The organism is Micromonospora sp. L31 (assembly GCF_052068075.1).
GTDB classification, from domain to species: domain Bacteria; phylum Actinomycetota; class Actinomycetes; order Mycobacteriales; family Micromonosporaceae; genus Micromonospora; species Micromonospora purpureochromogenes.
Window position 1 is genome coordinate 296,013 of sequence record NZ_JBQHDC010000002.1, and the last position, 26,087, is coordinate 322,099.

Annotated in this window: 28 protein-coding genes; 16 read left to right on the top strand and 12 right to left on the bottom strand. The window is 69.0% G+C overall.

Annotated features, from left to right (window positions below):
• Nucleotides 1–466 precede the first annotated feature (466 nt).
• From ACTMS9_RS07960 to ACTMS9_RS07975, 4 genes are all read left to right on the top strand, one after another.
• The gene (locus tag ACTMS9_RS07960) at nt 467–799 is read left to right on the top strand and encodes a PadR family transcriptional regulator (RefSeq protein WP_441145504.1); all 333 of its coding nucleotides are present in this window, start codon (nt 467–469) and stop codon (nt 797–799) included.
• Nucleotides 796–1,740: a hypothetical protein gene (locus tag ACTMS9_RS07965; RefSeq protein ID WP_441145502.1), complete on the top strand. Its 945-nt coding sequence runs from the start codon at nt 796–798 to the stop codon at nt 1,738–1,740. The genes ACTMS9_RS07960 and ACTMS9_RS07965 overlap by 4 nt, the downstream gene beginning before the upstream one ends.
• A gap of 284 nt (nt 1,741–2,024) precedes the next feature.
• Complete coding sequence (locus ACTMS9_RS07970) at nt 2,025–2,714, top strand: hypothetical protein (protein ID WP_441145500.1); 690 nt, start codon at nt 2,025–2,027, stop codon at nt 2,712–2,714.
• Nucleotides 2,715–2,947: 233 nt separating this feature from the next.
• On the top strand, nt 2,948–3,523 hold the full coding sequence (locus tag ACTMS9_RS07975; RefSeq protein WP_441164583.1) for a hypothetical protein: 576 nt from the start codon (nt 2,948–2,950) through the stop codon (nt 3,521–3,523).
• Nucleotides 3,524–4,137: 614 nt separating this feature from the next.
• Here the strand turns inward: ACTMS9_RS07975 and ACTMS9_RS07980 are convergent.
• The 4 genes from ACTMS9_RS07980 to ACTMS9_RS07995 all read right to left on the bottom strand — a co-directional run bounded on the left by ACTMS9_RS07980 (nt 4,138) and on the right by ACTMS9_RS07995 (nt 7,990).
• Entirely contained in the window at nt 4,138–5,991 is a 1,854-nt protein-coding gene (locus ACTMS9_RS07980; RefSeq protein ID WP_441164584.1) for an AAA family ATPase, read from the bottom strand.
• On the bottom strand, nt 5,991–6,470 hold the full coding sequence (locus tag ACTMS9_RS07985; RefSeq protein WP_441164585.1) for an ABC-three component system middle component 2: 480 nt from the start codon (nt 6,468–6,470) through the stop codon (nt 5,991–5,993). The genes ACTMS9_RS07980 and ACTMS9_RS07985 overlap by 1 nt, the downstream gene beginning before the upstream one ends.
• Nucleotides 6,467–7,153 carry an ABC-three component system protein gene (locus ACTMS9_RS07990; protein ID WP_441164586.1) on the bottom strand — a complete coding sequence of 229 codons (687 nt, stop codon included), beginning with the start codon at nt 7,151–7,153 and terminating at the stop codon, nt 6,467–6,469. The genes ACTMS9_RS07985 and ACTMS9_RS07990 overlap by 4 nt, the downstream gene beginning before the upstream one ends.
• Before the next feature lie 603 nt (nt 7,154–7,756).
• Nucleotides 7,757–7,990: a hypothetical protein gene (locus ACTMS9_RS07995; protein ID WP_441145918.1), complete on the bottom strand. Its 234-nt coding sequence runs from the start codon at nt 7,988–7,990 to the stop codon at nt 7,757–7,759.
• A gap of 562 nt (nt 7,991–8,552) precedes the next feature.
• Here ACTMS9_RS07995 and ACTMS9_RS08000 point away from each other — a divergent pair.
• Nucleotides 8,553–8,747 (top strand): helix-turn-helix transcriptional regulator, encoded by a 195-nt coding sequence (locus ACTMS9_RS08000; RefSeq protein WP_408630742.1) that lies wholly within the window; start codon nt 8,553–8,555, stop codon nt 8,745–8,747.
• A gap of 106 nt (nt 8,748–8,853) precedes the next feature.
• On the opposite strand, the gene ACTMS9_RS08005 is transcribed toward ACTMS9_RS08000, so the two are convergent.
• A complete protein-coding gene (locus ACTMS9_RS08005; RefSeq protein ID WP_441164587.1) occupies nt 8,854–9,543 on the bottom strand; it encodes an HAD family hydrolase in 690 nt (229 codons plus the stop codon).
• Nucleotides 9,540–9,743: a hypothetical protein gene (locus ACTMS9_RS08010; RefSeq protein WP_441164588.1), complete on the bottom strand. Its 204-nt coding sequence runs from the start codon at nt 9,741–9,743 to the stop codon at nt 9,540–9,542. The genes ACTMS9_RS08005 and ACTMS9_RS08010 overlap by 4 nt, the downstream gene beginning before the upstream one ends.
• On the opposite strand from ACTMS9_RS08010, the gene ACTMS9_RS08015 reads away from it, so the two are divergent.
• Both ACTMS9_RS08015 and ACTMS9_RS08020 read left to right on the top strand, forming a co-directional pair.
• A complete protein-coding gene (locus ACTMS9_RS08015; protein ID WP_441164589.1) occupies nt 9,715–10,119 on the top strand; it encodes a tyrosine-type recombinase/integrase in 405 nt (134 codons plus the stop codon). The genes ACTMS9_RS08010 and ACTMS9_RS08015 overlap by 29 nt on opposite strands.
• 159 nt (nt 10,120–10,278) lie before the next feature.
• Nucleotides 10,279–11,064, top strand: a complete 786-nt coding sequence (locus ACTMS9_RS08020) for a maleylpyruvate isomerase N-terminal domain-containing protein (RefSeq protein ID WP_441145489.1) — start codon at nt 10,279–10,281, stop codon at nt 11,062–11,064.
• Between the two features lie 575 nt (nt 11,065–11,639).
• Here ACTMS9_RS08020 and ACTMS9_RS08025 read toward each other — a convergent pair.
• Both ACTMS9_RS08025 and ACTMS9_RS08030 read right to left on the bottom strand, forming a co-directional pair.
• Nucleotides 11,640–12,920 (bottom strand): low temperature requirement protein A, encoded by a 1,281-nt coding sequence (locus ACTMS9_RS08025; RefSeq protein ID WP_441164590.1) that lies wholly within the window; start codon nt 12,918–12,920, stop codon nt 11,640–11,642.
• Between the two features lie 332 nt (nt 12,921–13,252).
• Nucleotides 13,253–13,732 (bottom strand): hypothetical protein, encoded by a 480-nt coding sequence (locus ACTMS9_RS08030; RefSeq protein WP_441145485.1) that lies wholly within the window; start codon nt 13,730–13,732, stop codon nt 13,253–13,255.
• Between the two features lie 317 nt (nt 13,733–14,049).
• On the opposite strand from ACTMS9_RS08030, the gene ACTMS9_RS08035 reads away from it, so the two are divergent.
• From ACTMS9_RS08035 to ACTMS9_RS08050, 4 genes are all read left to right on the top strand, one after another.
• Nucleotides 14,050–14,622 (top strand): GNAT family N-acetyltransferase, encoded by a 573-nt coding sequence (locus ACTMS9_RS08035; protein ID WP_441145483.1) that lies wholly within the window; start codon nt 14,050–14,052, stop codon nt 14,620–14,622.
• Nucleotides 14,623–14,665: 43 nt separating this feature from the next.
• A complete protein-coding gene (locus ACTMS9_RS08040; protein WP_441145481.1) occupies nt 14,666–15,436 on the top strand; it encodes a PH domain-containing protein in 771 nt (256 codons plus the stop codon).
• Between the two features lie 116 nt (nt 15,437–15,552).
• On the top strand, nt 15,553–15,879 hold the full coding sequence (locus ACTMS9_RS08045) for a PadR family transcriptional regulator (RefSeq protein WP_441145480.1): 327 nt from the start codon (nt 15,553–15,555) through the stop codon (nt 15,877–15,879).
• A complete protein-coding gene (locus ACTMS9_RS08050) occupies nt 15,873–16,838 on the top strand; it encodes a hypothetical protein (protein ID WP_441145478.1) in 966 nt (321 codons plus the stop codon). The genes ACTMS9_RS08045 and ACTMS9_RS08050 overlap by 7 nt, the downstream gene beginning before the upstream one ends.
• 19 nt (nt 16,839–16,857) lie before the next feature.
• On the opposite strand, the gene ACTMS9_RS08055 is transcribed toward ACTMS9_RS08050, so the two are convergent.
• Together ACTMS9_RS08055 and ACTMS9_RS08060 are read right to left on the bottom strand one after the other, a co-directional pair.
• Nucleotides 16,858–17,361: an NUDIX hydrolase gene (locus tag ACTMS9_RS08055; RefSeq protein ID WP_441145476.1), complete on the bottom strand. Its 504-nt coding sequence runs from the start codon at nt 17,359–17,361 to the stop codon at nt 16,858–16,860.
• 105 nt (nt 17,362–17,466) lie between these two features.
• Nucleotides 17,467–17,835, bottom strand: coding sequence for a hypothetical protein (locus tag ACTMS9_RS08060; RefSeq protein WP_441164591.1), 369 nt, complete (start codon nt 17,833–17,835; stop codon nt 17,467–17,469).
• Between the two features lie 241 nt (nt 17,836–18,076).
• Between ACTMS9_RS08060 and ACTMS9_RS08065 the strand changes: the two genes are divergently transcribed.
• The 4 genes from ACTMS9_RS08065 (at nt 18,077) to npdG (ending at nt 21,636) form a co-directional block, all read left to right on the top strand.
• Nucleotides 18,077–18,280, top strand: coding sequence for a hypothetical protein (locus ACTMS9_RS08065; RefSeq protein ID WP_280841559.1), 204 nt, complete (start codon nt 18,077–18,079; stop codon nt 18,278–18,280).
• Between the two features lie 84 nt (nt 18,281–18,364).
• Entirely contained in the window at nt 18,365–19,330 is a 966-nt protein-coding gene (locus ACTMS9_RS08070; RefSeq protein WP_441164592.1) for a hypothetical protein, read from the top strand.
• Nucleotides 19,331–19,396: 66 nt separating this feature from the next.
• Nucleotides 19,397–20,830, top strand: coding sequence for an RNB domain-containing ribonuclease (locus tag ACTMS9_RS08075; protein ID WP_441164593.1), 1,434 nt, complete (start codon nt 19,397–19,399; stop codon nt 20,828–20,830).
• Between the two features lie 107 nt (nt 20,831–20,937).
• The gene (gene npdG / locus ACTMS9_RS08080; protein WP_441145468.1) at nt 20,938–21,636 is read left to right on the top strand and encodes an NADPH-dependent F420 reductase; all 699 of its coding nucleotides are present in this window, start codon (nt 20,938–20,940) and stop codon (nt 21,634–21,636) included.
• Nucleotides 21,637–21,721: 85 nt separating this feature from the next.
• Here npdG and panB read toward each other — a convergent pair whose 3' ends face one another.
• Nucleotides 21,722–22,567 (bottom strand): 3-methyl-2-oxobutanoate hydroxymethyltransferase, encoded by an 846-nt coding sequence (panB, locus tag ACTMS9_RS08085; RefSeq protein ID WP_441145466.1) that lies wholly within the window; start codon nt 22,565–22,567, stop codon nt 21,722–21,724.
• Between the two features lie 162 nt (nt 22,568–22,729).
• Nucleotides 22,730–24,490, bottom strand: a complete 1,761-nt coding sequence (locus ACTMS9_RS08090) for an NAD+ synthase (RefSeq protein WP_441145464.1) — start codon at nt 24,488–24,490, stop codon at nt 22,730–22,732.
• Between the two features lie 214 nt (nt 24,491–24,704).
• Here ACTMS9_RS08090 and glnA point away from each other — a divergent pair, with 214 nt between their 5' ends.
• Nucleotides 24,705–26,054, top strand: coding sequence for a type I glutamate--ammonia ligase (gene glnA / locus ACTMS9_RS08095; RefSeq protein WP_357612314.1), 1,350 nt, complete (start codon nt 24,705–24,707; stop codon nt 26,052–26,054).
• Nucleotides 26,055–26,087 lie beyond the last annotated feature (33 nt).

The window sequence follows — 26,087 nt, forward strand, 5'->3', positions numbered from 1 at the left end:
TCCTCGCCGCCGTCATGCAGGGGGGCCTCGCGGCGGAGGCCGCGGCCAGTGGAGCGGAAGCGTCTCGCTGGATCTTCTACGGTGGGTCTGCGGCCGCCATGATCGGAGCGGTCGCCGTCAACATCATGACCACGTTTGCGGGCGTACCTCAGTTGGCAGAGGACGCCCACAGCGGAGCCCATCAACACCACGGGCAAGAACACTCGTGCTTCGCGTCACGGCCCATAGCCGCCTTTGATCCGTAGCTCCGGGCAATGCGGTCCTCTACGGCTACCCGCGATGGCCGATCGCCCTTGGTCGCCCCGCGAGGGACGCTGCGGGCCGGTGGGTTGCTGTACCTCGCTGCTGTACGGCGCTTGCGCGCCATGCGGGGGCATTGCCTTGAAGCGTGCCAGCAATGCGTGGTCTTCCCGCCGAGTACCGCACCAACCTTGCCATACTTAGTCCGACTGCATATTCTCTCGCCATGGCTATCCGCGAACAGAGCTATTACGCGCTCGCCGCGCTGATGGACGGCCCACTCCATGGATACGCAATCATCAAGCGTGCCGAGGAGTTGTCGGGCGGTCGGGTACGCATGGCGGCCGGCACCCTCTATGCGGCGCTCGACCGGCTCAGCGCCGAAGGGCTCCTCCGCATGGTCGACGAGGAGGTGGTCAACGGGCGGGCCCGGCGGTACTACGACCTCACGGACGAGGGCGTTGCCGTGCTCCGTGCCGAGGCCGATCGGATGATCCAGGCGGCGCGCGTCGTGACCGACCGATCGGCACTGCGGGTGCGGGCGGTGAGGCCGGCATGACTCAGGAGACACTTGAGGCGCGGTACCGGCTGCTCCTGTGGGCGTACCCGAAGCGCTACCGGCGTGAGCGCGGCGCTGAGATGATCGGCACGCTCATGGAGGCGGCCGGCCCTGATCAGCGGCGCCCGACGGCGCGGGAGGCGGCGATCCTGATCCTGCGGGGATTGCAGACCCGTGCCGGGACGCGCGACGCGCGTTCGACAAGCCGGGGCTTCCGTGGGTCGCTGCGGCTGGCCGTGCTCCTGCTGTTGGCATACGCCACCGCCGGCAGCCTGGCCGAGACCGGCAGAGTCCTCCCTCGCGTCGTCCCGGACGGTGTGGATTATCCACCTGAGCTCATCCATCCACTGGTAACCGTCATCGCCGCCTTGGCGGTCGTCGCGGTAGCCGGCGGGCGATACGTGCTGGGCCTGCTGGCGACGCTTAGCGCGCTTGCCGCGACGCTGGTCGTCCTGCGCCTCAGCTTCGTCGGCGTCGACAGCGTCACCGGCGAGCGCCACTATCCACCGATCGAGTTCGTACTCAACATGGCCATGGCTGACTCGGCCCTCTGGCCGCTGCCGATCGCCGTGCTGCTGATCGTGCCGTTGATTCTCTGGCCGGCGCCGGGCACGCGGCGGCCGATGGCCTGGCTGCTAGCCGTGCCAGTCGCGGTGTTCCTACTACCCACCGACTACGACGTGACGATCAACCTGCAACCAGGGGCCACCGTCGTCGTGATGGCCGGCTTCCTGCTGTGGGTTGCCGTCGATGCCCGGGCGACCATCGCGGCCGCGGTGCTGCTCGTCCCGCTGATCATCGCCATGCTGTCGCTCGGAGCCTGGGGCGCTTGGGGCCAGCCCGAGGTACTCGGCGCCACGTGGTTCTGGACGTTCGTCATCGGGGCCCTCGTCCTGCTAACCGCCGGCGCCCTCGGCCTTCGCCGCCAGGCCCGCGTCTAGCAGGCTCCGCGCCACGTCGTCGTTGGCTGTGGCGGAGGGCTAGTCGCCGGGCTACTTCGGGCGCTGGCGGCCTGTAAATCCGTCGCGAAAGCTACAGAGGTTCGAATCCTCTACCCGCCACCAGGTTCAGAGACGGGCCCCTGACCAGCAGAGATGCCGGTTGGGGGCCCTTCTCGTGGGGTCCAGCCCAGTCCAGTCTGATCCGGTGCTCCCTGAGCCTCCACGGGAACATGACGGGAACGTGGTCTTGTCTGGGCGTGGCGAGCCTGGCCTACCCTGACGCGGTGCTGGCCGCTGAGGATCCAAAGATCACCGACTGGATGCAGGCATGGGGCAGCGTTGCCGGCTTGGCGATGTCGACGCTGGCCGTGCTGCTTACCGGACTTCTGTTTCGCCATGAGATCCGCGTGCGCCGCGACGAGAAGGAGAGCGCAGAGTCAGCCCAGGCTCAGTTGGTCGTTGTGGGTGTGGACCGATTTTTGGGTAACGACGATAAAGGATGGACTGGGGCTAGCTGGTTCGTTCGGAACGAGAGTGCAGCGCCGATTTCCAATCTAATTGTCCTCCCTCGCTTCGACGATGACATTGAGTACGGGCTGTTTGCCGGCCACAATACGGTTCACAAAAGTTTGCAGATCGTCACGGCAGACTCAAGAGTCACGGGATTTTGGGAATTCGGCGATCCAAGGCCTTGGCGGAGTTGGGAGTCGGGGGAACCGCGTTCTTTCGAACTGGAGATAATGTTCGTTGATGCCGCGGGTGCCCGCTGGTTCAGGAGTGGAAGCGGGCAGCCGAGGAAATCATTCTTCACGCCAGAGACGGAACAATCCATCATCCAATTGGCAGCAGAGGCCTACGGCGTACCGTTCTGGGTCAGGCAACCAGTCCGTTGGCTTAAGCGCCACGCACATGTGCGGCGGAACCGCATCGTGAAACGCTTAGAGGCGCGCATAGAGAAGCGCTGGAAGGACTGACCCTCGTGCCCGTCTTCCTCTGGCCTCGTTTCAACGAGAGGGCTTCGCGGTGGCGCCAGGGTAGAGGACTGTGGACGAAGGCTGACCAATGCCACCGCGCGGGGTAGCGCGGGGAAGACAAGGGGTGCGCGGAGTGACATCCTCTGTGGATGCTTGCGATCCTCGACGCACCACAGGGCGGCATCACACCAGGTGACTGGCTAGGCGCAGGAGTAGGCCTAGCGTCATTGGCGGTGACCAGCGTGCTGGCGTTCCTCGTTTATCAGCTACAACGGCGCGACCGAACCTTTGAGCTTGCACAAGAACGGGTCCGACAGGAGCAGAAAACCCGCGGACGTGAGCAGCGTGACGAGATGCGGGTCAAGGAGGAGCGCGAGCGAGAACTGCGCGGAATTAGGCGTGAGCGACATCGCGAAGACTTTCAGATGGCCAGCCAAGCACTAAACGCAATTGCTGAAATCCTTGACGAACTGGAGGACGGTGCCCTCAATGATGAGTTGACGCACGTAGAGAGCCTTCGCGCTGCGGCGAGGAATCTGGAAAGCGTCAACAGCAGAATAGAGAGCCTTGCCGTTCTCGGCACGCTGGCCTCGCAAGCTGTGCTCCTAGCCATCCTTGCCACCCGTATGCCCAGGGATGACTCCTTCGCTCAAGCGGCCGGGGAGGCTGCGGCTGGCCAGGGCTCCGCATTGCACAACCTGGTGCACCGGATGATCAACCTATCAATGACACAATCTCGCCTAGGAGCTCAGATGGCGGAGAAGGTGAAGGAGTGTAGACGGGCTCTTGCAAAGGAGTGGGGCGAATAGCTCGCTCTGTATAGGCTGTCATCCCGTCTGCCGCCGACCCACACTCCGTGGAGCGGGCCAGGGCCAGGGCGACAAGGTGGAGCGCCCTACCGGACGTACGACCTTGTCGCCCTGGCCCTGGTCTGCTCGGCTTGCCTGGGTCGGTGGTGGACGGGATGGCAGCTCCTCAACCACTCCACCACCGCAACTCATGGTCAACTCCATCCCGGAGTCGTCTGGCCCCCGCCGGAGGCAGCTCTAACCCCGCCCCTCCCTCACCACTCACCCTCCCCACTTCCTCCCCCTGGTGCGGGCCCCCAGTGGCCCGCGTAAGCCGTTCGGCAACTCCGAGCCTGCCCCGTGGTCAACTAGGAGCCTTCGGGCGCCACCTGGATCGTGGGAACGGGTGAGGCATGTCCGCCCTGCCTTCGGTCACTCCTGGAATCGTCACCGGATCTCCTGCCTATGGAGGCGGACGCGCGGGGCGGGGCGTGGGTTCCGGGCCGGCTGACTTTCCGCCCCGGCGCCGTAGGCAGCCGGGGCGGCGGCTCCGTAGGAGCCGTTTGCCGCGCCCCGGCCCGCGCCGCGCGGAGCGCCTTGATCTAGTACAGGCCAATTCGGCAAGCCGATTACTGCTAGCTGATGGGTGGGAAGAAGCCGTACCGGCCCAGACCCTTCTGCTTGGTAAATCGGTGCACGAGTGCTGCTTCAGAGAGCTGTGCGGGTGGCGTGGTGTTTTCGATGACGATTGTCTGAGCCGCAGCTTCACTGTCGAGGTAGCGGTAGAACGCCGCAGCGACGTCGGAGCTTACATACTCCTCTTCGTTCTCGTTCTTGTTTTCGGCGTCGGCCGCCTCTGGTTGCCGGTAGGTTACAAGTGGCGAGTCGAGCACGGTGAAGCCGGGGTGTGGGAGGCCGTGTTGCTGACAGTATTCCGAAAGCGCGATAGTGAAGCCGGCGTGGATCACAGAACGCATGCCTTTTCCGCGTGTATGACGCGGGCGGTTATCTACGAGAAGGTCGTCTTGCTCTACGTCGAACGCGACGGTGCCGTTTGTTTCGACGCCCCAATTGTCCAGCAATCGCCGAATGATTTCCGCGAGTGCTTGCAGCGACGCTGGGCTAGGCCACTTTTTCGCTGCGACAACGTTTCCGGGTTCGCCAAGTGCTGCAAAGGTGGAGGCTAGCCGCTCGATCTCCTCGATCTGTTCGTAGGTAGCGAGCATGCGATTCACCTGTGACTGTTTGGCGTATGCGGAGGCTAGCTCCCGTTGTCTTGGAACGATTTCCCCTTCCAGAGCCACCACCGCAGCGCGGGCAGCTTCAGTGCGCTGGGCTGCCTCTGTCGCCGCAGCTTGCGTGATCTCCACCTGACTTGCTAGATCGTCCAGAGTGAGCTGTAGATCGGTTAGCAGATCGCTGGTCTTCTGCTGTTCGGCCGCAATTGCCTCCGCGAACTTTTCGGCTTCGGCTACGGCATGGCCTGGCGGAATTTGGTGCTCGGTAGATGCGCCGCAGAATATGCAAACGTCGGATTGGAAAAATCCCAGGACGTTGCCCGCTTCCTGGATTGCCTCCAGCCGCGCTAAGTCGGATTGATACTGCTGACTCAGAAGTCCGAAGCGTGCGGTGACTTCCTTCATCTGGCCGATCCGATGCTCCAGCGACCGCTGATCGTCGGCAAGTTCGTTCTGAGTGCGAATCAAGCTGTCACGCTTGGCGAGTACGTCCTCTATCGCTGGAGTTAATTCGGCGATGGTGTAGCTGAGTGCTTCGCTCTGCCTATGAAGCTCTGCGACTGACGCTGATCCTTCTACAGAGCGATAGAGCCCACTAAGAACCTGCTGCAGAACTTCATATTTGCCTTTACTGACCTTGCGAACATCGTCTGATACTGCGGCCTCTAAGTCAGAGTCGTCTTCACCTTCGAGCATGACGCGTAGGAGCGAAAGCTCGGCCGTCGCATCGATTCTGCTTGCGGTGTGATAAGGCGGCGTCAGAGCCACCATCTGACCTTCGTGGACCACAAAGAGCGGTGCCAGCTTGCGCAGGGTCAGTTCCACTACTTGGTTCTGTGCGTTCTTGCGCAGAACTTTGCCGTACAGCCCGATGCGGTCGAGGATAAACGCGGATATTGTATTCCTCTGGCCCTTAGTGTGTTTGGCCTTAAGTTCAACTGTCGGCGGATACTCGGGGACTTCTTTCAGGAGACCGTCGTACATTTTTACGGGTCCACCGGACAGCGATCGGACTAAAGTCAGGCTTTCTTCGTTCACCCGTAGGCCGAGGAGTACGGAGGAGTAAGGCTCCGACTCGCGGATCGATCGTAGTTGGGAACTTCCCATAGCGAAATCAATAGCATCGACGATGAAAGACTTACCGGTGTCTGATGCGCCGTAGATTACGGTGAGGTCGGGACTGAAGTCGACGGTTGCGGGTTCGACGTCTCTTCCTATAAATGTCAGGTGAGTAAGAGTCATCCCGGCCATCACTGAACCTCGCTGGCTATAGGCGGGTGGCTATCAAATTCTTGAACCCAGCGCCCGAGCGTTGCGCGCATTCTTTGGCGCATTTCGGTATGCGAGTCATCAGAGAACTCGTCGGCGATCCACTGCGCGATTTCGACAAGTCGCGTCGCGTACGGGGACTCAAGAACACTGACGAAGGCCGAAGCATTGTCTGCAGCTCTATACGCCATCCCGTCCGTACTCATCACAAGGTCCACCATTCCGGCCCTCATCATGAGTCGCAGTCCGTCCTCTAGTATTGCCCTTTTGACGCCCATCTCGCCTGATCGCATAGGCAGGTCTGGGTGGATGCTTGTCGGGCCGCCCAAGTCACCGCTGTGGACAAGGCTATGGTCGAGCAAAACTAGTGTGTCGACGTCGAGAGTTCGGGGATATGTCGCCGTCAAGATGATCACGGCGCGTAGTCCGACCTCGACTGGGCTATTGAGTGGGCCTCTCATGTGTGCCTGCACCACCTGAGCTTGTCGTCATTGGCTAGCTGGTGGCACATGCCCTTCCGATCCACGGTTGTTGCAACCGTGATCAGGGCATTAGACGTAATTTCCAGATCCATCGAGGCCTGCAGGACCGCGCGCAGGCGATCATAACCCGATTCGTGGTTCCCATCGTGAACCTCGATTACGCCTTCATAAACCTCGTTTTGGAGGCTGTCAAAGGTTTCACCTGGTACGCTGTCGCGGGAAAAGGTTCGCAGCGCCTCGGCACTGTAAAAGGCGACTCTCTGTCGGCGAATATGGCGACTCGCCTCAGGGTGTTGCAAAGCGTCGGCAGTGGAAGAGATCGCGTCGCCGTACCTTTCGCGGTGCACATCCACAAGCTGCTCAAGGTAGCGGGTTTCGCTTGGATGAGGATCGGCAGGGGGCGGGGGCGTGGCCGGTCGCGGGGGAAGGCCGCCACCGAACTCCCTGATGTAGATCGGCGTCCCCGCGAGGTCGCTCAGCACATCCTTCAAATCCTGCGTGTTGAAGATACTGAAATCGGTCGTCTCGGCAGCCGCTCGGATTTTCGCCTTCATGGCGGGATCTAGGCCGGGCAGCAATGCGGCACCTTGATCAAGCTGCGCTATGAAACCAGAGCGGAGTAGGCCAGGGTGGTTTAGCTTGTTGCTGAGTTGTGTGCGCACCCTCGTGGAGCTACAAATCGGTATGTCCGAGGCAGAATGTAATGCCCTTTGATTACACCTTTTAGGATCTTTGCTATCTCGATGTATGCGTCTCGCGAGGCAAGGGGCTTGCTGTAGTGCTTACACTGGTAGCAGTCCCACTCGCCTTCATAGCCTCGACTCGTGAGAAAGGCTGCAACGTCAACACCGTGGTCGTTGGCGCCGCCCATGCGCTCTACCTTGGCGTACTTAGGCGTTAATGTGGCGACCCATTCCTCGACGAACTCTTCCCATTGGTTCGGTTCGTAACTGAAGATAATCTGCCGTGGTGTCAGGCGGCGTCCCGCGAGTACGTCGGCGACGGTCATCACCCGGTAGCGGGGCCCGGTCGTCGGAGCGACCTCGGGCTCTTCTGCCGCCGGTCGCGCCTCAGCCATCGACACCAGGCACCCCCGTACGTCTGGACATGTGATCTCTGTCGCGGGTCCACACAGGGTAGCGGATCAAGCGCCTGGTGTAGAAGTCCAAGCTGGGGTCGCCGACCAACGGCGAAGGGGCACTCGTGGCGGCATGACTGGCTGCGTGACCTTCGGACCTGGAAGAACGGGCCCGGCCTCGTTGTGGTCAGCGGTCAAGTCCTCCGGCGTGCATGACTCGTAGCCCCTCCCTCTGCACGAAGACGCTGCGGCGGGCGACGGCGTCTCCCTTGCGGTCGAGTTCGTAGCCGTCGAGCCATGTCCAGTGGTCATAGGTAGGCCAGTCGAGTACGCGGATGACGCGGAACATAATGGGGTTGATGAACTGCACGCTCGCGGCTCGGGTGAGGTGGACGACGTCCCCGGCTTTTGGGAGGGTCACTGCCACCGTCCGTTGAGTGCGCGGAGTCGGCAAGGCCAAATGAGGGACGGGGCTGGGCGGGTCGCGGCATGGGTCAGGTGCAGCACGTCACCGGCCTCCACGGTGGCTCTTTCTGTCTCGCCAAGTGCGTAGGGTCTCGCCGGCCGCCACCAGGCGCGGGCATCCGTCGTCAGAGCACTTCGAGCAGGCCGATCGGTGATGGAAGTCGATGACGTAGCCGGCCATCAGGACGGGGAACGGGGGCTCTGGTTGCCGTTGAGGGATCAGCACGGTTCACCTCTGGTTGAGGCGCTTGAGGGCCTTCGACGAACGCCAGGCGGCGGCCATGGTCATCAAGGGCTGATCTAGAACCGGGACAGCGGCTCGGCCGATCCACCGCTGCGTCTCCGGACGGGGGTGCTTGGATGCGACTGGCTCGCCGGCTACATAGTCCACCGGCTGACCAGGGCGCTGGAACCACTTGGACCTAGTCACCCGTCAAGAGTAAGTGACTAGGCGTCAGAGAGCTAGGCGTCCATCAACTTGATACATGCCTAGTCGACGCATGCCTAGCGTCAGCGTCATGGGCAAGAAGCTGCGGTTGGTGGGTTCGGGCGAGATCCGGATCATGCTTGGCGGCGTCTCCCGACAGCGCGTCTACCAGATCACCAACCGGCGCGATTTCCCTGAGCCTGTGGCAACGCTTCAGATGGGCAACGTGTGGCTCGCCGAGGACGTTGAGGCGTGGATCGCCACGAGGCGCGGAGACCTGGACTAGCTCGTAGCCGCTGTCCTTCGCGCTGTGCGTCGAACTCAGGACTGAGGCAACGAGAAACGCCCCGGTGAGGATCTCCCGGGGCGCTCGTGTGCGGTGGTTGCGGTGCTTACAGCTCGTCGACGGCGAACGCCGCCACCATCTCGGCCATGCTGTCGATGACTGCCTCTGCGGAGGTGAACCGTTCGCGCTTGCCGGGCTTGTTGGCGTACCCGATGGCGGCGATTCCGGCGGCGTGGGCGGCCTCGATGTCGGTAAGGGAGTCGCCGACCAGCACGCATTCTGCTGGCTCGGCGCCCAACTCGCGGACGGCTGCCAGCACCGGGAACGGGTCCGGCTTCATCCGCTCGGGGGCTGCCTCGGGCCGGCCGATGACCGGATGGATGTAGCCGGTCAACCGGCGAGCGGCCAGGTAGGTATGGACGGACTCAGCCGAGTTGTTCGAGACGACGGCGACTCGGCGGCCAGTCTGGTGGGCGGCGACGATGACCTCTCGGCCGTACGGCGTGGGCTGGGCGGTGCAGGCCGCGGTGACCTCCTCGCGGGTCATCGCCTGGTCGATCAAACGAACGACCGCCGGGCGTCCAAGCGCTGCGGTGAAGCGCAGCACGGCGAGCGGGTCACGTTCGGCCAGGATCTCGGGCGGCAGGGTCACGGCCTGGTCGACGAGCAGCCGGCGCAACTCGTGAGCGACGGTCGACGCGGGATGCTGAGCGAAGATGCTGCACACGGGGCCGTCGAAGTCGAGCAGGATCACGCGGACGCGGTCGATCACCTTGGCCAGGTCGGCGGCGGTCACGACGCGTACTCGCGGGCGATGGTGCCCCACACGCTGTCGAACCAGGCGCGGGCCTGCTCGACATAGAGGGCGTCATTGCTGGTGTCCTCGTCGCTGGGCGTGAAGGGGAAGAGGATCGCGTCCTTGCCCATCGCGTCGTAGATCGCCATCGGCTTGCCGTTGCCCGACTCGGTGGCCCGGTCGCTCAAGGAACACGCCACGAAGTACGACCCGCTCTCGATCACCCTGCCGTGGGAAGACCCGTTCAGCGAGGAGCGGCTGACCGTGCCGCTGATCTTCACCACCACCCGCCGAGGTGCGATCAAACGAGCCACCTTCGACGACAAGAGCTGGCGTCCAGCGGTGAAGGCGGCCGGCATCGTTCCGACCCGGTCTACCGGGATGCACGCGCTGCGCCACTACTACGCCTCGGCGCTGCTCGACGCGGGGGAGAGCATCAAGGCCCTCGCCTCGTACCTCGGGCACTCCGACCCCGGCTTCACGCTCCGGGTCTACACCCACCTGATGCCGGCCAGCGAGGAACGTACCCGCCGCGCAATCGATGATCTCTTCCAAGAACCCCCGTCCACAGGCTGATCTACGACCTAGCCGAGTGGCAGCCGTACGAGTGATTTTCCGCGTTGCGGATGTCGTTCTCCGCGCGTCATCCAAGGGCACGTATCAGTGCCGGGGCGGCCGCCGCGTCGGCTGCGAAATTCGCTGTCCGGTCGTTGGAGCACAGTGATAGAAAGCCGGGTGCACAAAATTCTCACGTTCTCTGATCATCTGCGGCTGATCAACGAACGGTCGACCGCCTTCCGCGCTGCGGTCGCCGCGGCACCCAGCCTCGACCTGCAGGTGCCGACCCATCCCGAGCGGACGCTGTTCGATCTCGTGCAACACGTGGGCATGGGCCGCCGCAAATCAGCCGCCATCGTCGCCGCAGGGCCCGCAGACGCGCCTCCGGAGAAGTCGGCTTGGGAGGACGGCATGGGTGCGCCTCGGGAACGCGAGGCTCTGCTGGCCTGGTGGACCGAGTCCGTCGAGCAGCTGACGAGCGCGCTGCGTGAGGCCGGCCCGGATCGCCCTTGTTGGACGTGGTGGGGTGACTCGCCGTCACCGCAAACCTCTGGTGCATGGGCGCGGCGCCAGGTTCCCGAGATCGCGGTGCACACCTACGACGCCCAGCTCACGGTGGGTGCCCCGCATCCGCTATCGGAGGAGGTCGCCCTCGACGGTTTCGACGACTGCCAGTTCACCCTCTGCGCGACGACGGTCGCCTGGCCACACGACCCCGCCATCGTCGATTACCACGCCACCGAAGGCCACTCCTGGCGCCTTCGGCTTTCCCACGACGGCGCACAGGTCGCCCACCTCACGCCCGCTGCCGGCGAGGACCCCGACACGGCCGACGTCTCCGCCCGGGGCACGGCCAGTGACCTGGTCCTGTTCTTCTACGGCCGCATACCGCTGGATTCGCTGAAATTCGAAGGCGACCGTCGTATCTTCGATCAGCTCGCAGCCTGGGACCCGTCCGTGTGACAACCGACGACATGCGATCTCGTGCACCCGGGGCCCATGACCCCGTGGCAAGCGGCTGGAGCTCTTCCGCGATGTGGTCGATCACGAGATGGTTGGCAGAGAGATGCACGGCGAGCGGCCTACGGCGCGATGACCCGCAATCGATCTCGGTGGAGGCGATGAAGATCGCGTTTGACCAGGGCTTCACTCAGGAGTCGCGCGAAGCCCCGGGCGAGCCGTGGAGGCGTGGATACACGTTTGGCGATGCGGTCGACGCCGAGTGGTTCGCGGAGATCTACAGCGACGTGGTTCTTGATAAGGACCGGTGGAGCCTGCGTGAGCCTGTAGATCGGATCCTCGTTGGTGCGCCGTTGTGGTGCGGACTCCACGGGCGGCGGCGCGGAGGTACCGCGACTTCCGTCGGGGCATGAATGTCAAGCGCTACCAGTGGCACGCCTCTGGCCCTGCCGCTGGCCTTCGCGCCTGCGACGCCTGACGGCCTGGGTGTCGGGCTTGTTGATGTCGGCGGGGAACCCGGCGGCTTCGATGCCCCGGCTCCGACGATGGCTGGCCGATGCCAATGCCGCTCTGCGGAGTCAGGTTCTCTTCGGCCGGGTGGTGGCTGGCGATGGGGCTTCTGGTGGTCGACCCCGGGCCTGTCGGGCGTCGGCCAGGGCCATGCCGAGGAGTACTGCGAGGGCGCCTGTCGCCACGATCAACGGTGTGGTGAAGGCCAGCGGGAGTGCCACGGCCGCTAAGGCCGCGATGCCGATGAGCCTGCGCCGGGAGAGCCGGTTGAAGACCACGCGTTCCAATCCGATCCGGCCGACGATATAGACGACCGGCCCGCCGAGGGCCGCGGCCAGCCAGGCTGGGCGCACATGGTCGACTGGGTTGGTCACGACGATTTCGTAGCCGGCCGCCACGAGCACGATGCCCAGGACCATCAGCACGTGGGCGCGTCCGACGGTCTGGCCGGCTCTGACCTGGTCTCCGGCCAAGTCGACGGCTTCGGGGAGCACCTGCCCCACCCGGTAGTAGTAGATCCGCCACAGGAGCACTGTGGTGACGAAGCCGACCACCAGAGCCAGCGTCGTGGCCAGCGACACCGGCGTATCGGTGTAGGTGATCCCCAGCGACAGCACGCTCTCGCCGAGTGCGATCAGCAGGAGTTGCTCGTACCGGTCGGCAAGGTGATGGGTCTTGCTGGGTTCCCAGGCGCTGTCCGATTGCCGGCTCAGGCCGGGCACTGGCCAGGAAAAGCGGGCCGACACGAGGTCGATCGTGATGGCCAGCGCCCACAGGCCTACCCGGGCACCGCCCTGAACCGGGATGCCTGCCAGCCATGGCACGGCCGATACGGTGAACCAGATCGCCGACCGGGCGTAGAGGACTCGTTGCGCACGATCGCGCGACAGTCCGATGAGGACCAGTGGTCGCCCCACCTGGAGGGCTACGTACGGTACGGCGAACGCCCAGCCGCGCCCAACGAACGCGTACGGCAAAGACGACGCCATGAACACCACGCCGAATGCGGTGAGCAGCACCATCACCTGGACGGCTGGCCGGCGCGGGTCGAAGCGGCTCGTGATGTGGGAGGTGGTCGTCCACAGCCACATCATCGGTAGGACCAGCACGAGGATGTACAGCAGCGCCGCCCACTGCCGGGCGAAGGTGTCGGCGGACAGGTCCGACACGACCCGCGAGACGACTCCCGACAAGGCAAAGACCAGCACCAGATCGAAAAACAACTCCAGGAAGTTCGCCCGGCGCTTATCTCCCGCGGTGCTCCCCGTACTTACCACTTCCTGGCCGGGCGGTTCCTGATTCGGCCGTCCACGTCCGGCCCGCCGGCCACCGGTCCCACCCTCGATCACCGACTCATTCTTCAGCCTGACAGGTCCGAACACGGAGAAAGCGCAAGAAACGCTGCCGGCCGTTCGAACATGTGTGTGACCAAGGTATCGGTAGTGGAAATAGGTGGTCGCTGGTGGAACGGCGCGTGGGACCGCACGGCCCGACGGGACATATGGATGGTCTACGACGGCCGGCTCTGGCGAATCCGCAGCCGTCTCGGTGGCGACGGAGGACACGAGGTCTCGTACGACTTTTCGGACGATGCGCCCGCCCGCTCGATGGTGGACCGAATGATGAAAACCTCGGCCGGCGCCTGGCGCTCTCTCACGGAGGCGGACCGGCAGGCGTCCGATCAGAGGCAGGTGGGCCGGAGATCCCGAGGCGTATAGAAGACCTGCACGTGGTACGTCCCCTCGGCGGTGCTGACCACCTGAAGCCGCCACGTGCACCTGGTGTCGTCCGGCTTGCCGGCGTCGTAGACGTGGACGCCATGGTCGAACCTCTCCCAGCCGCTGGAGCGGCCGAGGTCCGCGTAGAAGCGCGACACGTCGTCGGCGGTGCCGGCCCCGGTCACCTCGCGGTCGAGCATTCCGAAGCTGGGTGGCTCATCGCCGCAACTGACGGTCTCGGTCGTCGGCCCGGCGGTGGCGCCGGGTGGCGTCCGGGTCAACACCGGCTCCTGGCGCAGTGCGGCGACCGTCTCCGGATCGGGGTGGCAGGCGCGGTCGGAGAGGTCCCCCGATATCGCGTCGCCCAACCGGCCGCACCCGCTGACGGCGAGCGCCAACGCGGCCAGCACGACCGCGCTGTGGAAAACGTCGAGCCGCCTCACCGGCACACCCCAGACTCATCGATCTTCAGGCGGTGAGCATAGGTCCGCCGTCTTCCGGCGCACCATCCCGATCCGGCGACCGACCCCACTGTCGAAGACGTACCGCTACGACACGATCGGTTCGGCCCAGGCGGCGTGCCCGAACTCCCAGGCCCAGGAGATGCCCTCCGCGTCGCCCCTGGAGAGCCGGACGGACGCGGCGATCAGGTGTTCGCCGGCCGGCACGACGCGACCCGCTGGCGGACCCGTTCGGCGTGCAGGATCCGGTACCGCGCCGCGGCCCCACCTGGGGCAGGAACACCGCCTACAGTCCACTCGTGCCGATGCTCGCCGCGCCCGCCGTACCGCCCGGATCGATGGCCGCGCTGGCGCAGCCGGAGCTGCGCGCCGACGGCGTACACCTGCGTCCGTGGCTGCCGGCGGACCGTGCGGTGGTGGTGGCCGCGTACGCCGACGCCGCGATCCGACGTTGGCACTGCCGGTCGATGATCGACGACGAGGCCGCCGACTGGATCGCCGCCTGGCCGGGTCGGTGGCGGGCGGAGACCGGCGCCGGGTGGGCGGTGCGCGACGCCGGGGTGGTGGTCGGGCAGCTCAGCCTGCGCCGGGTCGTCCTCGCCGACGGACTGGCCGAGGTGTCGTACTGGGTGCTGCCGGCCGCGCGGGGCCGCCGGGTCGCCCCACGGGCGCTCGCCGCGGTGTCCGCCTGGTGCTTCGACACCCTCCGGCTGCACCGGGTCGAGCTGTGCCACTCCACGGCGAACGAGGCGTCCTGCCGGGTGGCGCGCCGCGCCGGCTTCACCGCCGAGGGTACGAAGCGCGGCGAGGGGCTGCACGCCGACGGCTGGCACGACATGCACCTGCACGCCCGCCTGCACACCGACGCCTGACACCCGGCCGCCCTCATTGATCCATCGGCCTACACTCCCGCCGGTGACCCCCCGTACGGCGCGCCTGCTCGCGCTGCCCTTTGCCCTGGCCGCGTTCCTGCTGCGGATCGGCGTCGAGTTCTGGCTGAAGCCGCTCACCTGGCGGATCGACTCCACCGCCGTGGCCCTGCTCGCCTGGGCGGCGGGCATCGCCGGCAGCATCCTGGTGCCGGCGGTGGGTCACCTGCTGCTCACCCGCGAGGCCCGCCGTCGGCCGGCCACCTTCCGGATCGACTCCGCCGGGCGGCGCTTCACCGCACCGGCCGCCCCGGCCTGGGCCGGACCGTGGTCGGCGATGGTGAGCTGGCTGGCGGGTGGGCTCCTGATCACCGAACGGGTGCCGGGCGAGGACCGGGTGCGGTTCTTCGAATCCGGCGACGCCCTGGTCTGGAACGTGCTCGCGGTGGTGGCCGTCCTGGTGGTCGTGGTGCTGGTGCTGCTGGACGACCGGCCCCGCCTGACGCTCGACGAGACCGGTATCACGGTGCGGGGCCTGGTGCGGCGCAGGACCGTCCGGTGGGACCGGCTGCTTCCCGGCGGGCCGCCCGCGCCGGCCGGGAAGGCCTTCGCGACGCTCGTCCTCTCCGAACAGCCGAGGACGCCGGCGGGCCGGCCGGTGCCGCGATCGCTGGCGGTCGGTCCGGCGCACGTGGACGCGGTCTTCCTCGCCGGCAGCGTCCGCCACTACGTGGAGCATCCGGAGCCGCGGTCCGCCATCGGCACCGCGCCGGAACTGGACAGGTTGCGGACGATCGTCGGCGGGACCGGCTCCTGACCAGTTGTCGGCCGTGCCGGCCGAGGGCGGTCGGCGGAGCAGGGCGGTGGCCGCCTGACCGGCGAGCGCCGAAGACGGGGCAGCACCCTATGTAGAGAACAGATATAGTCCGCCGCATGCGGATGACGATTCCGGTGGCCAAGGTGCTCGCGGCGCTGCTCGCCGAGCCCGACGCCGCGCGCTACGGCCTCGACCTGATGAGGGCGACCGGCCTGCCCAGCGGCACCCTCTACCCGGTGCTGCACCGCCTCCAGGACGCCGGCTGGCTCACCGCCGACTGGGAGGAGGTGGAACCGGCCGCCGCCGGCCGGCCGGCCCGGCGGTACTACCTGCTCACCGCCGAGGGCGTGACCGCCGCCCGGCAGGCGCTCGCCGAGCTGCGCGCCCTCGCCCCCAGGACCGGTCCGGCCCTGAGCGGGCCGGCCGGAGCGCCGGCATGGTGACCCGGCGGGTGGCCGAGGCGCTGCTCCGCGCGGCCGCCCGGCGCTGGCCCGTGGCGCTCCGCGACGACCTGCGCCGGGAGTGGACCGCCGAGCTGCACGTCCTCGCCGAGGCCGGGCAGCGGGTCCGGATGCTGCGCTTCGCCGCCAGCCTGGCCGCCAGCCGCGCCGATGCCCCGATGGTCGACCGGGCCGTGTGGCGACGGCAGGTGCGGCGTACGGCTGCCGCGTTGCTGCTCGCCCCGCCCGCCTGCGTCGCGATCGTGGCGGTCGCCCTGTTCGCGACGGCCGCCGTGCACGGTGCGCTGGAGCTGCGATTCGGGTGGGCGCAACGGCTGCAACTGCCGCTGTTCTCGACGCTCTGCGCCGGGCTCGGAGTGCTGCTCGCCGTGGTGGCGGCCCGGGCGGCCCGACACGGCGTACGGGTGGGGCCGTCGGCCACCGCGGTCGGCGTCGGGCTCGCCGTCGCGATCACCGTCGTGCCGGCCGAGGTCGCCCTGCTCGACGACGCGCGGCAACTGGCCCGCGTCCTGCCCGGCGTACTGGTCTGGCTGGCCGCGCTGACCCTGGCGCTCTGGGCCGCGGCGACGCTGGCCCGGCGGGGACGGCTCCGGCTCGCCTGGACGGTCGGCGTGCTCGCGGCGTTCGCCGCTGCCGACGTCGCGGTGGTGGCCACCGTGGTCGCCGCCATCCCGCCCATCGACCCGGGGCAGCCGGTCACCGAGCTGCCGCCGGACGGCGTCGACCGGATCTCCGCCCCGCTCTGGCTGCTCAACTGCTGGACCGACTGGTCCTTCGGCCTGCCCCGGCCGACCGACTGGGAACGGTTCCTCATCACCGACCTCGTGCTGGTCGAGCCCAACTTCTACCTGGCCTGCACCCCGTACGCGCTCACCTGGGCGATCCGGACGGCGCGGGCGGAACCCGCGGCGGAGGCGGCGACGGCGCAGGCCACGGCCTGAGTCCCGACCGGCAGCCGGGTCAGCGCGCGCCCGAGAACTCGTCCCAGGTCGCGCCCGCCGGCAGGTACCAGGAGGCCGGCTCGTCGGCGAGCGCCCGCGCGATCACCAGCCGGGCGTGCGCGTCCAGTTCGGGCAGCCGGTCCGCCCCGAACCACTCGACCGCCACCGACTCGTCGTCGTTGACCCGGGCGGTACCGGAGACGAGTCGGCAGTGGAAGCCGAGGTTGAGGTACTCGCAGCGGTCACCGTTCGGGTAGGTGTGCGGGTGCGACACGACGCTGCTGAGGCGTACCGGCTCGACGCGCAGGCCGGTCTCCTCCTCGACCTCGCGCACCACGGCGGTGGCCGGCTGCTCGCCCGGCTCGACGAAGCCGCTCACCACCGACCAGCGACCGTCGTCGGAGCGCAACCCCAACAGCAGCTCGCCGGCGTCGTTGCGGACCACCGCGCTGACGCTCGGCAGCCAGAGCAGGTCGTGGCCGACGTGTTCGCGCATCCGCAGGATGTAGTCCGGTACGCCCATCCGGCGACCCTAACCGGCACGGCCCCGCCCGTGCCGACCGATGGCCGCGCCGTCGGCGTCAGCCGGACCAGGCCACCGCCCGGCTCACCCGCCCCAGCGGCCCGGTCACGCCGGGCAGGGCACCCGCTCCAGCGCGGCCGGACCGGTGCCGGGGCGCACCAGCTGCGCGAAGCACCGCTCGGTGGTGGCCCGCTGCCAGCCGAAGACGCTGGCCGCGGTCTTCGCCACGCGTACCCGGAAGACCAGGCGCACCCCGGCCTCCCGGCGCTGCGCGCCACCCTCCACGGCCAACACCTCGACGCCGTCGACCCGCTCCGCGGCGCGGCGCAGATCCGCCTCTGCGGCCGCCGGATCGGCCAGCAGTTCGCCCCGCGCCCGCTGGGCGATGGCGGTCACCTCCCGCTCGGCCCGCCGCTCCAGCCGCTGCTGCGACCGGTCCCGCAGCAGCGGTGCCGCCACCGCCACCGCTGTCACGGCGAAGACTGTGACCACGGCCGCGGCGAGCAGGCCGCGGCGTACCCGTGCCGATGTTCTGCCCCCGAGACGCACCGGGGAATTCTCCGCCACCGACCGCCCTTCCGGCTGCCCCGTCCGTCCGGGTACGGCTTACCGCATTCCGCCGCGCGGCCCCCACCAGCACGTCTACTGTGGAGGTCGTCGCGACTATTTGCGCGATCCGGTGGCGGCCGGGCTGCTCCCGGTGCACAGTGATCTCATGAACGACAGCGGAAGTGGTGGGCACTACTACTGGTGCACCCGACACCACCGGGTCGAGACCGATGCCGACGTGTGCCCTGCGAAGCACGTTCTCGGACCGTACGCCTCGTCCGCCGACGCCGAGAACGCCCTGCAGACGGTGCGGGAGCGCAACGAGGCGTGGGAGGCCGAGGACGCCCGCTGGGCCGGGGAGGGCAGCTAAACGGCGCGGGACGGCCCGTGTCGAGGAACTCCGTGCCTCCGCACCGGGGGCGCGCGAGCGCATGTCCCCAAGGAGGGAACCGAGATGGCCGAAGCACAACAGGCCACCACCCGCCCGGCCGCCAGGAAGTCCGCCGCGGCCACGCGGACGGCGGGCGCCACCCGCAGCACCGCGGCACGCCGGCCCACCACGACCACCGCGGCGGCCCGGAAGGCGCCGGCCGGCCGGGCGGCGACGAGCGCGGCGGTCGCCGGGGCGGGACGGACCCCGACCACCACGGCGACCGCCGCGAAGAAGACGGCGGCCAAGAAGGCCCCCGCTTCGAAGACCACCGCCAAGAAGGCGCCCGCCACCAAGACCACCGCCAAGAAGGCCCCCGCCGTCAAGACCACGGCGAAGAAGACCGCCGCGTCGAAGGCCACGGCGACGAGGGCCCCCGCCCGCAAGGCCGCCGCGAAGACCACGGCCGCGGCGAAGAAGACCACCACCACCGCCGCGAAGAAGACGGCGCCCGCGGCGAAGAAGACCACCACCGCCGCCGCGAAGAGGACCGCGCCCGCGGCGAAGAAGACCACCACCGCCGCTGGGAAGAAGACCGCGCCTGCGGCGAAGAAGACCACCACCGCCGCGAAGAAGACCACGGCCGCGAAGGCCTCGACCGCCGCCCGCAAGGTCACCTCCACGGGTAAGAAGGCCACGACTGCGGTCAAGAAGACCACCGGCGCGGCGAAGAAGACCACCGGCACCGCAGCCAAGAAGACCACCGGCGCGGCGAAGAAGACCACCGGCGCGGCGAAGAAGGCACCGGCGAAGAAGACCACCGCCGGGACGGCGCCGGCGTCGAAGACGACCGCCAAGAAGGCGCCGGCGAGAAAGGCGACCGCCACCTCGGCGACCACCACCCGCAAGGCGACCGCGAAGAAGGCGCCGGTGACGAGGACCACGGCCGCCAAGAAGGTGACCGCCCGCAAGGCACCGGCCCGCCCGGCCGCCGCTCGGGCCACCGCGCCCACCAGCGCCCGGTCCCGGGCCCGCAAGGCCACCGGCTGACCGTACGGCGACCGCCGTCGCATCGCCGGAGGGCGGATCACGCGCAGGACTGCCAGGATTGACCCCGTGGTCATCCGACGCGTACTGGCGCCCCGTATCGACTTCGGCGCGCTGCGCCGCGAGCTGGGACTGCCCGAGGGCTTCCCGGACGCGGCGCAGCGCGAGGCGGACCAGGCCGCCGCCGCACCGCCGGCCAGCGGGGTCGACCGTACCGACGTCCCGTTCGTCACGATCGACCCGGCGGCGTCGCGCGACCTCGACCAGGCGATGCACCTCGCCCGCCGCCCCGGTGGCGGCTACCGCGTGCGGTACGCCATCGCCGACGTCGCCGCCCACGTACGCCCCGGCGGCGCGCTGGAGGAGGAGACCTGGCGGCGCGGGCAGACCGTCTACCTGCCCGACGGCAACGTGCCACTGCACCCGCACACCCTCAGCGAGGGCGCGGCCAGCCTGCTGCCCGACGTCGACCGGGCGGCGGTGGTGTGGACCATCGACCTCGACGCCGACGGCGCGACCACCGGCGTCGCGCTGGAACGCGCCCGGGTCCGCAGCCGGGCCAAGCTCGACTACGAGGGGGTGCAGGCCGCCGCGGACGCCGGGCGGCTGCCCGAACCGGTTGCCCTGCTGCCCGAGATCGGGGCCCTGCTCACCGCCCGGGGCCTGCGCCGGGGCGCGGTCAACCTGCCCCTGCCCGAGCAGGACGTCGAGCCGGACGGTGACGGCTGGCGGCTGGTGCTGCGCGGTCCGGTCCCGATGGAGGACCACAACGCGCAGATCTCCCTGCTGACCGGAATGGCCGCGGCCGACATCATGCTGGCCGGCCGGATCGGGCTGCTGCGCACCATGCCGCCGCCGAAGCCCGAGGCGGTGGCCCGACTGCGCGCCGCCGCCGCCCCGCTGGGCGTGCCGTGGCCCGACGGCGTCGGCGTGGGCGAGGTGCTCGCCGGGCTGGACGCCTCGCAGCCTCGGGCCGCCGCCTTCGTCGACCAGGCGGCGGAGCTGATGCGGGGCGCCGCGTACACGGCGTTCGACGGCGAGCTGCCCGAGCAGCCGGAGCACGGCGGGGTCGCGGCGGCGTACGCCCATGTCACGGCCCCGCTGCGCCGGCTGGCCGACCGGTACGCGACGGAGGTCTGCCTGGCCCTGCACGAGGAGCGGCCGGTGCCGGACTGGGCCCGCGCGGCGCTGCCGAAGCTGCCCGAGGCGATGGCGGCGACCGACCGGACGGCGGGCGCGGCCACCCGGGGTGCCATCGAGCTGGCCGAGGCGGTGCTGCTGGAGCACCGGGTGGGGGCGGTCTTCGAGGCCGCGGTGCTGGACGTGGACGCCCCGCCGAACGGCCAGTCGAAGCCCGGCCGCCCGCCCGGCGGCACGGTGGCGCTGGACGCCCCGCCGGTGCGTGCCCGCTGCACCGGCGAACTGCCGCTCGGCGAACGGATCCAGGTCCGCCTGGTAACCGCCGACCCCACCCAGCGAAAGGTCATCTTCGAACGCGCCTGAACCCGCCGCACCCACCCGCCCCGAGGGGCGGGGGAGCGGGTGGGTAGCGGGGATTGTCACAGGGGCGGGCGGTGCTGGGGGCGGGGACGGTTTGCGAGGATGACCGCATGGCTTACGACGCGACCACGCTGCCCGACGTCTCCGGGCTGACCGTCGGCATCATCGGTGGCACCGGCGACCAGGGGCGGGGCCTCGCCTACCGGCTCGCCCGGGCCGGGCAGACCGTGCTGATCGGTTCCCGTTCCGCCGAGCGGGCCGCGGCGGCCGCCGCCGAGATCGCGGCGCTGCCCGGCGTACCAGCCGGAGTGGACGTGACCGGCGCCGACAACGACGAGGTGGCCCGCCGCAGCGACGTGGTGATCATCGCGGTGCCGTGGGACGGGCACGCCGCCATCGTCGCCGCCCTCGCCGAGCCGCTCGCCGGCAAGATCGTGGTCGACTGCGTCAACCCGCTCGGCTTCGACAAGCAGGGCCCGTACGCCCTGCCGGTCCCCGAGGGCAGCGCCGTGCAGCAGGCCGCCGCCCTGCTGCCGGACTCCCGGGTCTGCGCGGCGTTCAACCACGTCAGCGCGCCGCTGCTGGCCGACCCGGAGATCGACCGGATCGACCTCGACGTGCTGATCTGCACCGAGGACCGGGAACTGGTCGACATCGTCGGCGCGCTGGCCGCCCGGATCCCCGGCATGCGGGGCATCTACGCGGGCCGACTGCGCAACGCCCACCAGATCGAGGCGTTCACCGCCAACCTGATCGCCATCAACAAGCGCTACAAGGCGCACGCCGGCATCCGCGTCACCGACGTCTGACCGACGCCCCCCACCATCGGGCCCGTCCGCGACGGCACCCACGGGCGCGGCGGCGGTGTCCCGCCGCCGCGCCCCGGGGCGTACGTCAGAAGGTGTGCTCGGCGGCGGGGAACTCGCCGCCGCGTACCTCGTCGGCGAAGCGCCGGGTCGCCTCCGACAGCGTCCCGGCCAGGTCCGCGTAGCGCTTCACGAACCGCGGCGCCCGGCCGGTACGCAGGCCGGCCATGTCCTGCCAGACCAGCACCTGCGCGTCGGTGTCCGGGCCGGCGCCGATGCCCACCGTCGGGATCGGCAGCTCCGCGGTGATCCGCTTGGCCACCTCGCCCGGCACCATCTCCAGCACCACCGCGAACGCCCCCGCCTCGGCCACCGCCCGGGCGTCGGCGATCACCTCGTCGGCGGCGTCGCCCCGCCCCTGGACCCGGTAGCCGCCCAGGGTGTGCTCGCTCTGCGGGGTGAAGCCGATGTGCGCCATCACCGGGATGCCGGCGCCGACGATCGCGGCGATCTGGTCGGCGCAGCGCCGGCCGCCCTCCAGCTTCACCGCGTGGCAGCCGCTCTCCTTCATGAACCGCACCGCCGTACGCAGCGCCTGGGTCGGGCCCTCCTCGTACGAGCCGAAGGGCAGGTCCCCGACGATCAGCGAGTGCCGGGTCGCCCGGACCACGGCCCGGACCAGCGGCAGCAGCTCCTCGGCGGTCACCGGCAGGGTGGTCTCGTAGCCGAACACGTTGTTCGCCGCCGAGTCGCCGACCAGCAGCACGGGGATGCCGGCGGCGTCGAAGATCGAGGCGGTGTACTGGTCGTACGAGGTGAGCATGGCCCAGCGGTCGCCGCGCTCCTTGGCGGCGATCAGGTCGCGGGTGCGTACCCGCCGGGTGGCCGGGCCGCCGTAGAGGGCGGTCACCTCGGTCGGGGTGGACTCCACCATGACTGTCTCCTTTCCTCGAGGCCGCCGTCGCGGTCCCCGGGTTCCGCCGCGATCGTCGCACCGGACGACCGCCTCACGGCAGGGCACAGTGCAGGATTTCACTCGGCGCAACCGGCGCGGCGGGACCGGGACCGGTCGCGGCCGCGCCGGGAACAGTTCCGCTCAGCCCTGCTCGCGCCAGCGGTTGGTGATCGGCAGCCGGCGGTCCCGGCCGAACGCCTTGATGGAGATCTTCGTGCCCGGGGCGGACTGCCGGCGCTTGTACTCGGCGGTGTCCACCATCCGGAGCACCCGGTCCACGACGGCCGGGTCGTGACCGGACTCCAGCAGCCCCTTCCGGCCCAGGTCGCCGTCGACGTAGCCGATCAGGATCGGGTCGAGCGCGTCGTAGTCGGGCAGGGTGTCGCTGTCCAGCTGGCCCGGGCTCAGCTCGGCCGACGGCGGCTTGCCGATCGAGCTCTCCGGGATCGGCGGGGTCTCGCCCCGGCCGGCCGCGTCGGCGTTGCGCCACTTCGCCAGCCGCCAGATCAGCGTCTTCCAGACGTCCTTGACCGGGTTGAAGCCGCCGACCGAGTCGCCGTAGAGGGTCGAGTAGCCGACCGCCAGCTCGCTCTTGTTGCCGGTGGTGAGGACCAGGTGGCCCTCCTGGTTCGACAGCGCCATCAGGATGACGCCCCGGACCCGTGCCTGGAGGTTCTCCACCGTCACCCCGGACAGCGACATGTTGGCCAGGAAGGTGTCCACCATCGGCTGGATCGGCTCGACCCGGTAGTCCAGGCCGGTCCGCTTGCCCAGGTCCTCCGCGTCCGCCCGCGAGTGCTCCGAGGAGTGCTGGCTGGGCAGCGACACCCCGACCACCCGCTGCGGCCCGAGCGCGTCGACGGCGAGCGCGGCCACCACGGCCGAGTCGATGCCGCCGGACAGGCCCAGCACCACCGACGGGAAGCGGTTCTTGTTGACGTAGTCGCGCAGGCCGAGCACCAGCGCCTGCCACACCTCGGCCTCGTCGGCGACCGGCTCCATCACCCCGCCGGCGGCCGCCGGGCCCGTCGGGGCCGGCGGGAGGGATCCGACGGTACGGCGGACGACCCGCATCCCGTCGGCCAGCTCCTGCTCGTCCGCGCCGCGCTCGCCCGCCTCGGGCAGCTCGACGTCGTGCACCAGCAGGTGCTCGACGAACTGCGGGGCGCGGGTGAGCAGGGTGCCGTCGGCCGCCACGATCATCGAGTCGCCCTCGAAGACCAGTTCGTCCTGGCCGCCGATCATGTTGACGTACGCGATGGTCGCGCCGGCCTCGGCGGCCCGGCGGCGGACCAGCGGCAGCCGGATGTCGTCCTTGTTCAGCTCGTACGGCGAGCCGTTGATGTTGACCACCAGCCCCACGCCGGCCTGCCGGGCCACCGCGAACGGGCCGCCGGCCTGCCAGAGGTCCTCGCAGATGGTCAGCGCCACGTCCACCCCGCCGACCCGCACGACGGTGAGGGCGTCGCCGGGAAGGAAGTAGCGGTCCTCGTCGAAGACGCCGTAGTTGGGCAGGTGGTGCTTGAAGTACGTGGCCACGACGCCGCCGGAGTGCAGCAGTGCGGCGGCGTTGCGGGCGCCCCGGCCCGGCTGGGCGTCCCCGCTGACCTGCGGCGGGCCGTCCGCGTCCAGGTAGCCGACCACGACCGGCAGGTCGCCGAGGCCGTCGGCGGCCAGGTCGGCCGCGAGCTGCTCCAGCGCGGCCTTCGAGGCCGCCACGAAGGAGCGGCGGAAGACCAGGTCCTCGACCGGGTAGCCGGTCAGCATCATCTCCGGGAAGGCGACGAGCTGGGCGCCGGCGTCGGCGGCGCGGCGGCTCCAGGTGCGGACCAGTTCGGCGTTGCCGGCGAGGTCGCCGACGGTCGGGTTGACCTGTGACAGCGCGAGACGCAGGGTGGGCATGCCCTCATCTTGCCCCAGCGTCGGCTTACCGAGGCGGTGGCCGGGACGAGACGGCGGCCACCCTCCCGGGATGGCCGCCGGCGGGCGGGACACGACGGGACGGGCGGCGGTGCTTCGCGTAACGTCGGCGTAACGAGGCCCGGGGAGACTGGGCGGTCAGGTCGGGCGCAGCCCGGTCGAAGGCGGACAAAGAGTGTCGCGAGAGGTTGGGGAAGTGGACCGTCAGCAGGAGTTCGTCCTCCGTACGCTGGAAGAGCGGGACATCCGGTTCGTCCGGCTGTGGTTCACCGACGTGCTCGGCACGCTCAAGAGCGTGTCGGTCGCCCCCGCCGAGCTGGAGGCCGCCTTCGAGGAGGGCATCGGGTTCGACGGCTCCGCGATCGAGGGCTTCGCCCGGGTCTTCGAGTCCGACATGGTCGCCATGCCGGACCCGACCACCTTCCAGGTCTTCCCGTTCGAGGGCGGGGTCAGCGGCGAGAGCGCCCGGATGTTCTGCGACATCCTGCTCCCCGACGGCGGCCCCTCCTGGGCGGACCCGCGGCACGTGCTGCGCCGGATGCTGTCCAAGGCCGCCGAGAAGGGCTTCACCTTCTACACCCACCCGGAGATCGAGTTCTTCCTGCTGGAGAACGGGCCGATGGACGGGTCTCTGCCGGTGCCCGTGGACACCGGCGGCTACTTCGAGCACACCACGCACGCCGTCGCGCGGGACTTCCGCCGCCAGGCCGTGCTGGCCCTGGAACGGATCGGCATCTCGGTGGAGTTCAGCCACCACGAGGTGGCCCCCGGCCAGCAGGAGATCGACCTGCGCTACGCCGACGCGCTGACCACCGCCGACAACATCATGACCTTCCGGCACGTGGTCAAGGAGGTGGCGCTCTCCACCGGCGTGCAGGCCACCTTCATGCCGAAGCCCTTCACCGACCAGCCAGGCAGCGGCATGCACACCCACCTGTCGCTGTTCGAGGGGGAGCGCAACGCGTTCCACGACGCCGGCGACCCGATGAAGCTCTCCAAGGTGGCCAAGTCGTTCATCGCCGGCCTGCTGATGCACGCCCGCGAGTACACCGCGGTCACCAACCAGTGGGTCAACTCGTACAAGCGGCTCTTCCCGCTGGCACTGCCGGACCGGATCACCGAGAGCCCGGCGTACGTCTGCTGGGGCCACCTGAACCGGTCGGCGCTGGTCCGGGTGCCCGCGTACGGCAAGCCGAACTCGGCCCGGGTGGAGGTCCGCTCGCTGGACTCGGCGACGAACCCGTACCTCGCCTTCGCGGTGCTGCTCGGGGCCGGCCTCAAGGGCATCGAGGAGGGCTACGAGCTGCCGCCGGGCGCCGAGGACGACGTCTGGTCGCTGACCAGCGCCGAGCGGCGGGCCATGGGGTACGAGGCGCTGCCGGAGAACCTCGCCGAGGCGATCGACGTGATGGCCGGCTCGGAGCTGATCGCCGAGGTGCTCGGCGAGCACGTCTTCGACTTCTTCCTGCGCAACAAGCGCGCCGAGTGGGAGCAGTACCGCCGCGAGGTCACCCCGTACGAGCGGCAGCGATACCTGTCGCTCTAGATCGGGGTGGCGCGGTGCCGCTATCGTCTCGAT

Bases quoted from the DNA above. Each gene is read 5' to 3' on its own strand.
- ACTMS9_RS08065 (WP_280841559.1), top strand. From the start codon at position 18,077: ATGAACGACAGCGGAAGTGGTGGGCACTACTACTGGTGCACCCGACAC.
- ACTMS9_RS08070 (WP_441164592.1), top strand. From the start codon at position 18,365: ATGGCCGAAGCACAACAGGCCACCACCCGCCCGGCCGCCAGGAAGTCC.
- ACTMS9_RS08055 (WP_441145476.1), bottom strand. From the start codon at position 17,361: ATGGGCGTACCGGACTACATCCTGCGGATGCGCGAACACGTCGGCCAC.
- npdG (WP_441145468.1), top strand. From the start codon at position 20,938: ATGGCTTACGACGCGACCACGCTGCCCGACGTCTCCGGGCTGACCGTC.
- ACTMS9_RS08045 (WP_441145480.1), top strand. From the start codon at position 15,553: ATGCGGATGACGATTCCGGTGGCCAAGGTGCTCGCGGCGCTGCTCGCC.
- panB (WP_441145466.1), bottom strand. From the start codon at position 22,567: ATGGTGGAGTCCACCCCGACCGAGGTGACCGCCCTCTACGGCGGCCCG.
- ACTMS9_RS07960 (WP_441145504.1), top strand. From the start codon at position 467: ATGGCTATCCGCGAACAGAGCTATTACGCGCTCGCCGCGCTGATGGAC.
- ACTMS9_RS07985 (WP_441164585.1), bottom strand. From the start codon at position 6,470: ATGAGAGGCCCACTCAATAGCCCAGTCGAGGTCGGACTACGCGCCGTG.
- ACTMS9_RS08050 (WP_441145478.1), top strand. From the start codon at position 15,873: ATGGTGACCCGGCGGGTGGCCGAGGCGCTGCTCCGCGCGGCCGCCCGG.
- ACTMS9_RS07980 (WP_441164584.1), bottom strand. From the start codon at position 5,991: ATGGCCGGGATGACTCTTACTCACCTGACATTTATAGGAAGAGACGTC.
- ACTMS9_RS08090 (WP_441145464.1), bottom strand. From the start codon at position 24,490: ATGCCCACCCTGCGTCTCGCGCTGTCACAGGTCAACCCGACCGTCGGC.
- ACTMS9_RS07965 (WP_441145502.1), top strand. From the start codon at position 796: ATGACTCAGGAGACACTTGAGGCGCGGTACCGGCTGCTCCTGTGGGCG.
- ACTMS9_RS08000 (WP_408630742.1), top strand. From the start codon at position 8,553: ATGGGCAAGAAGCTGCGGTTGGTGGGTTCGGGCGAGATCCGGATCATG.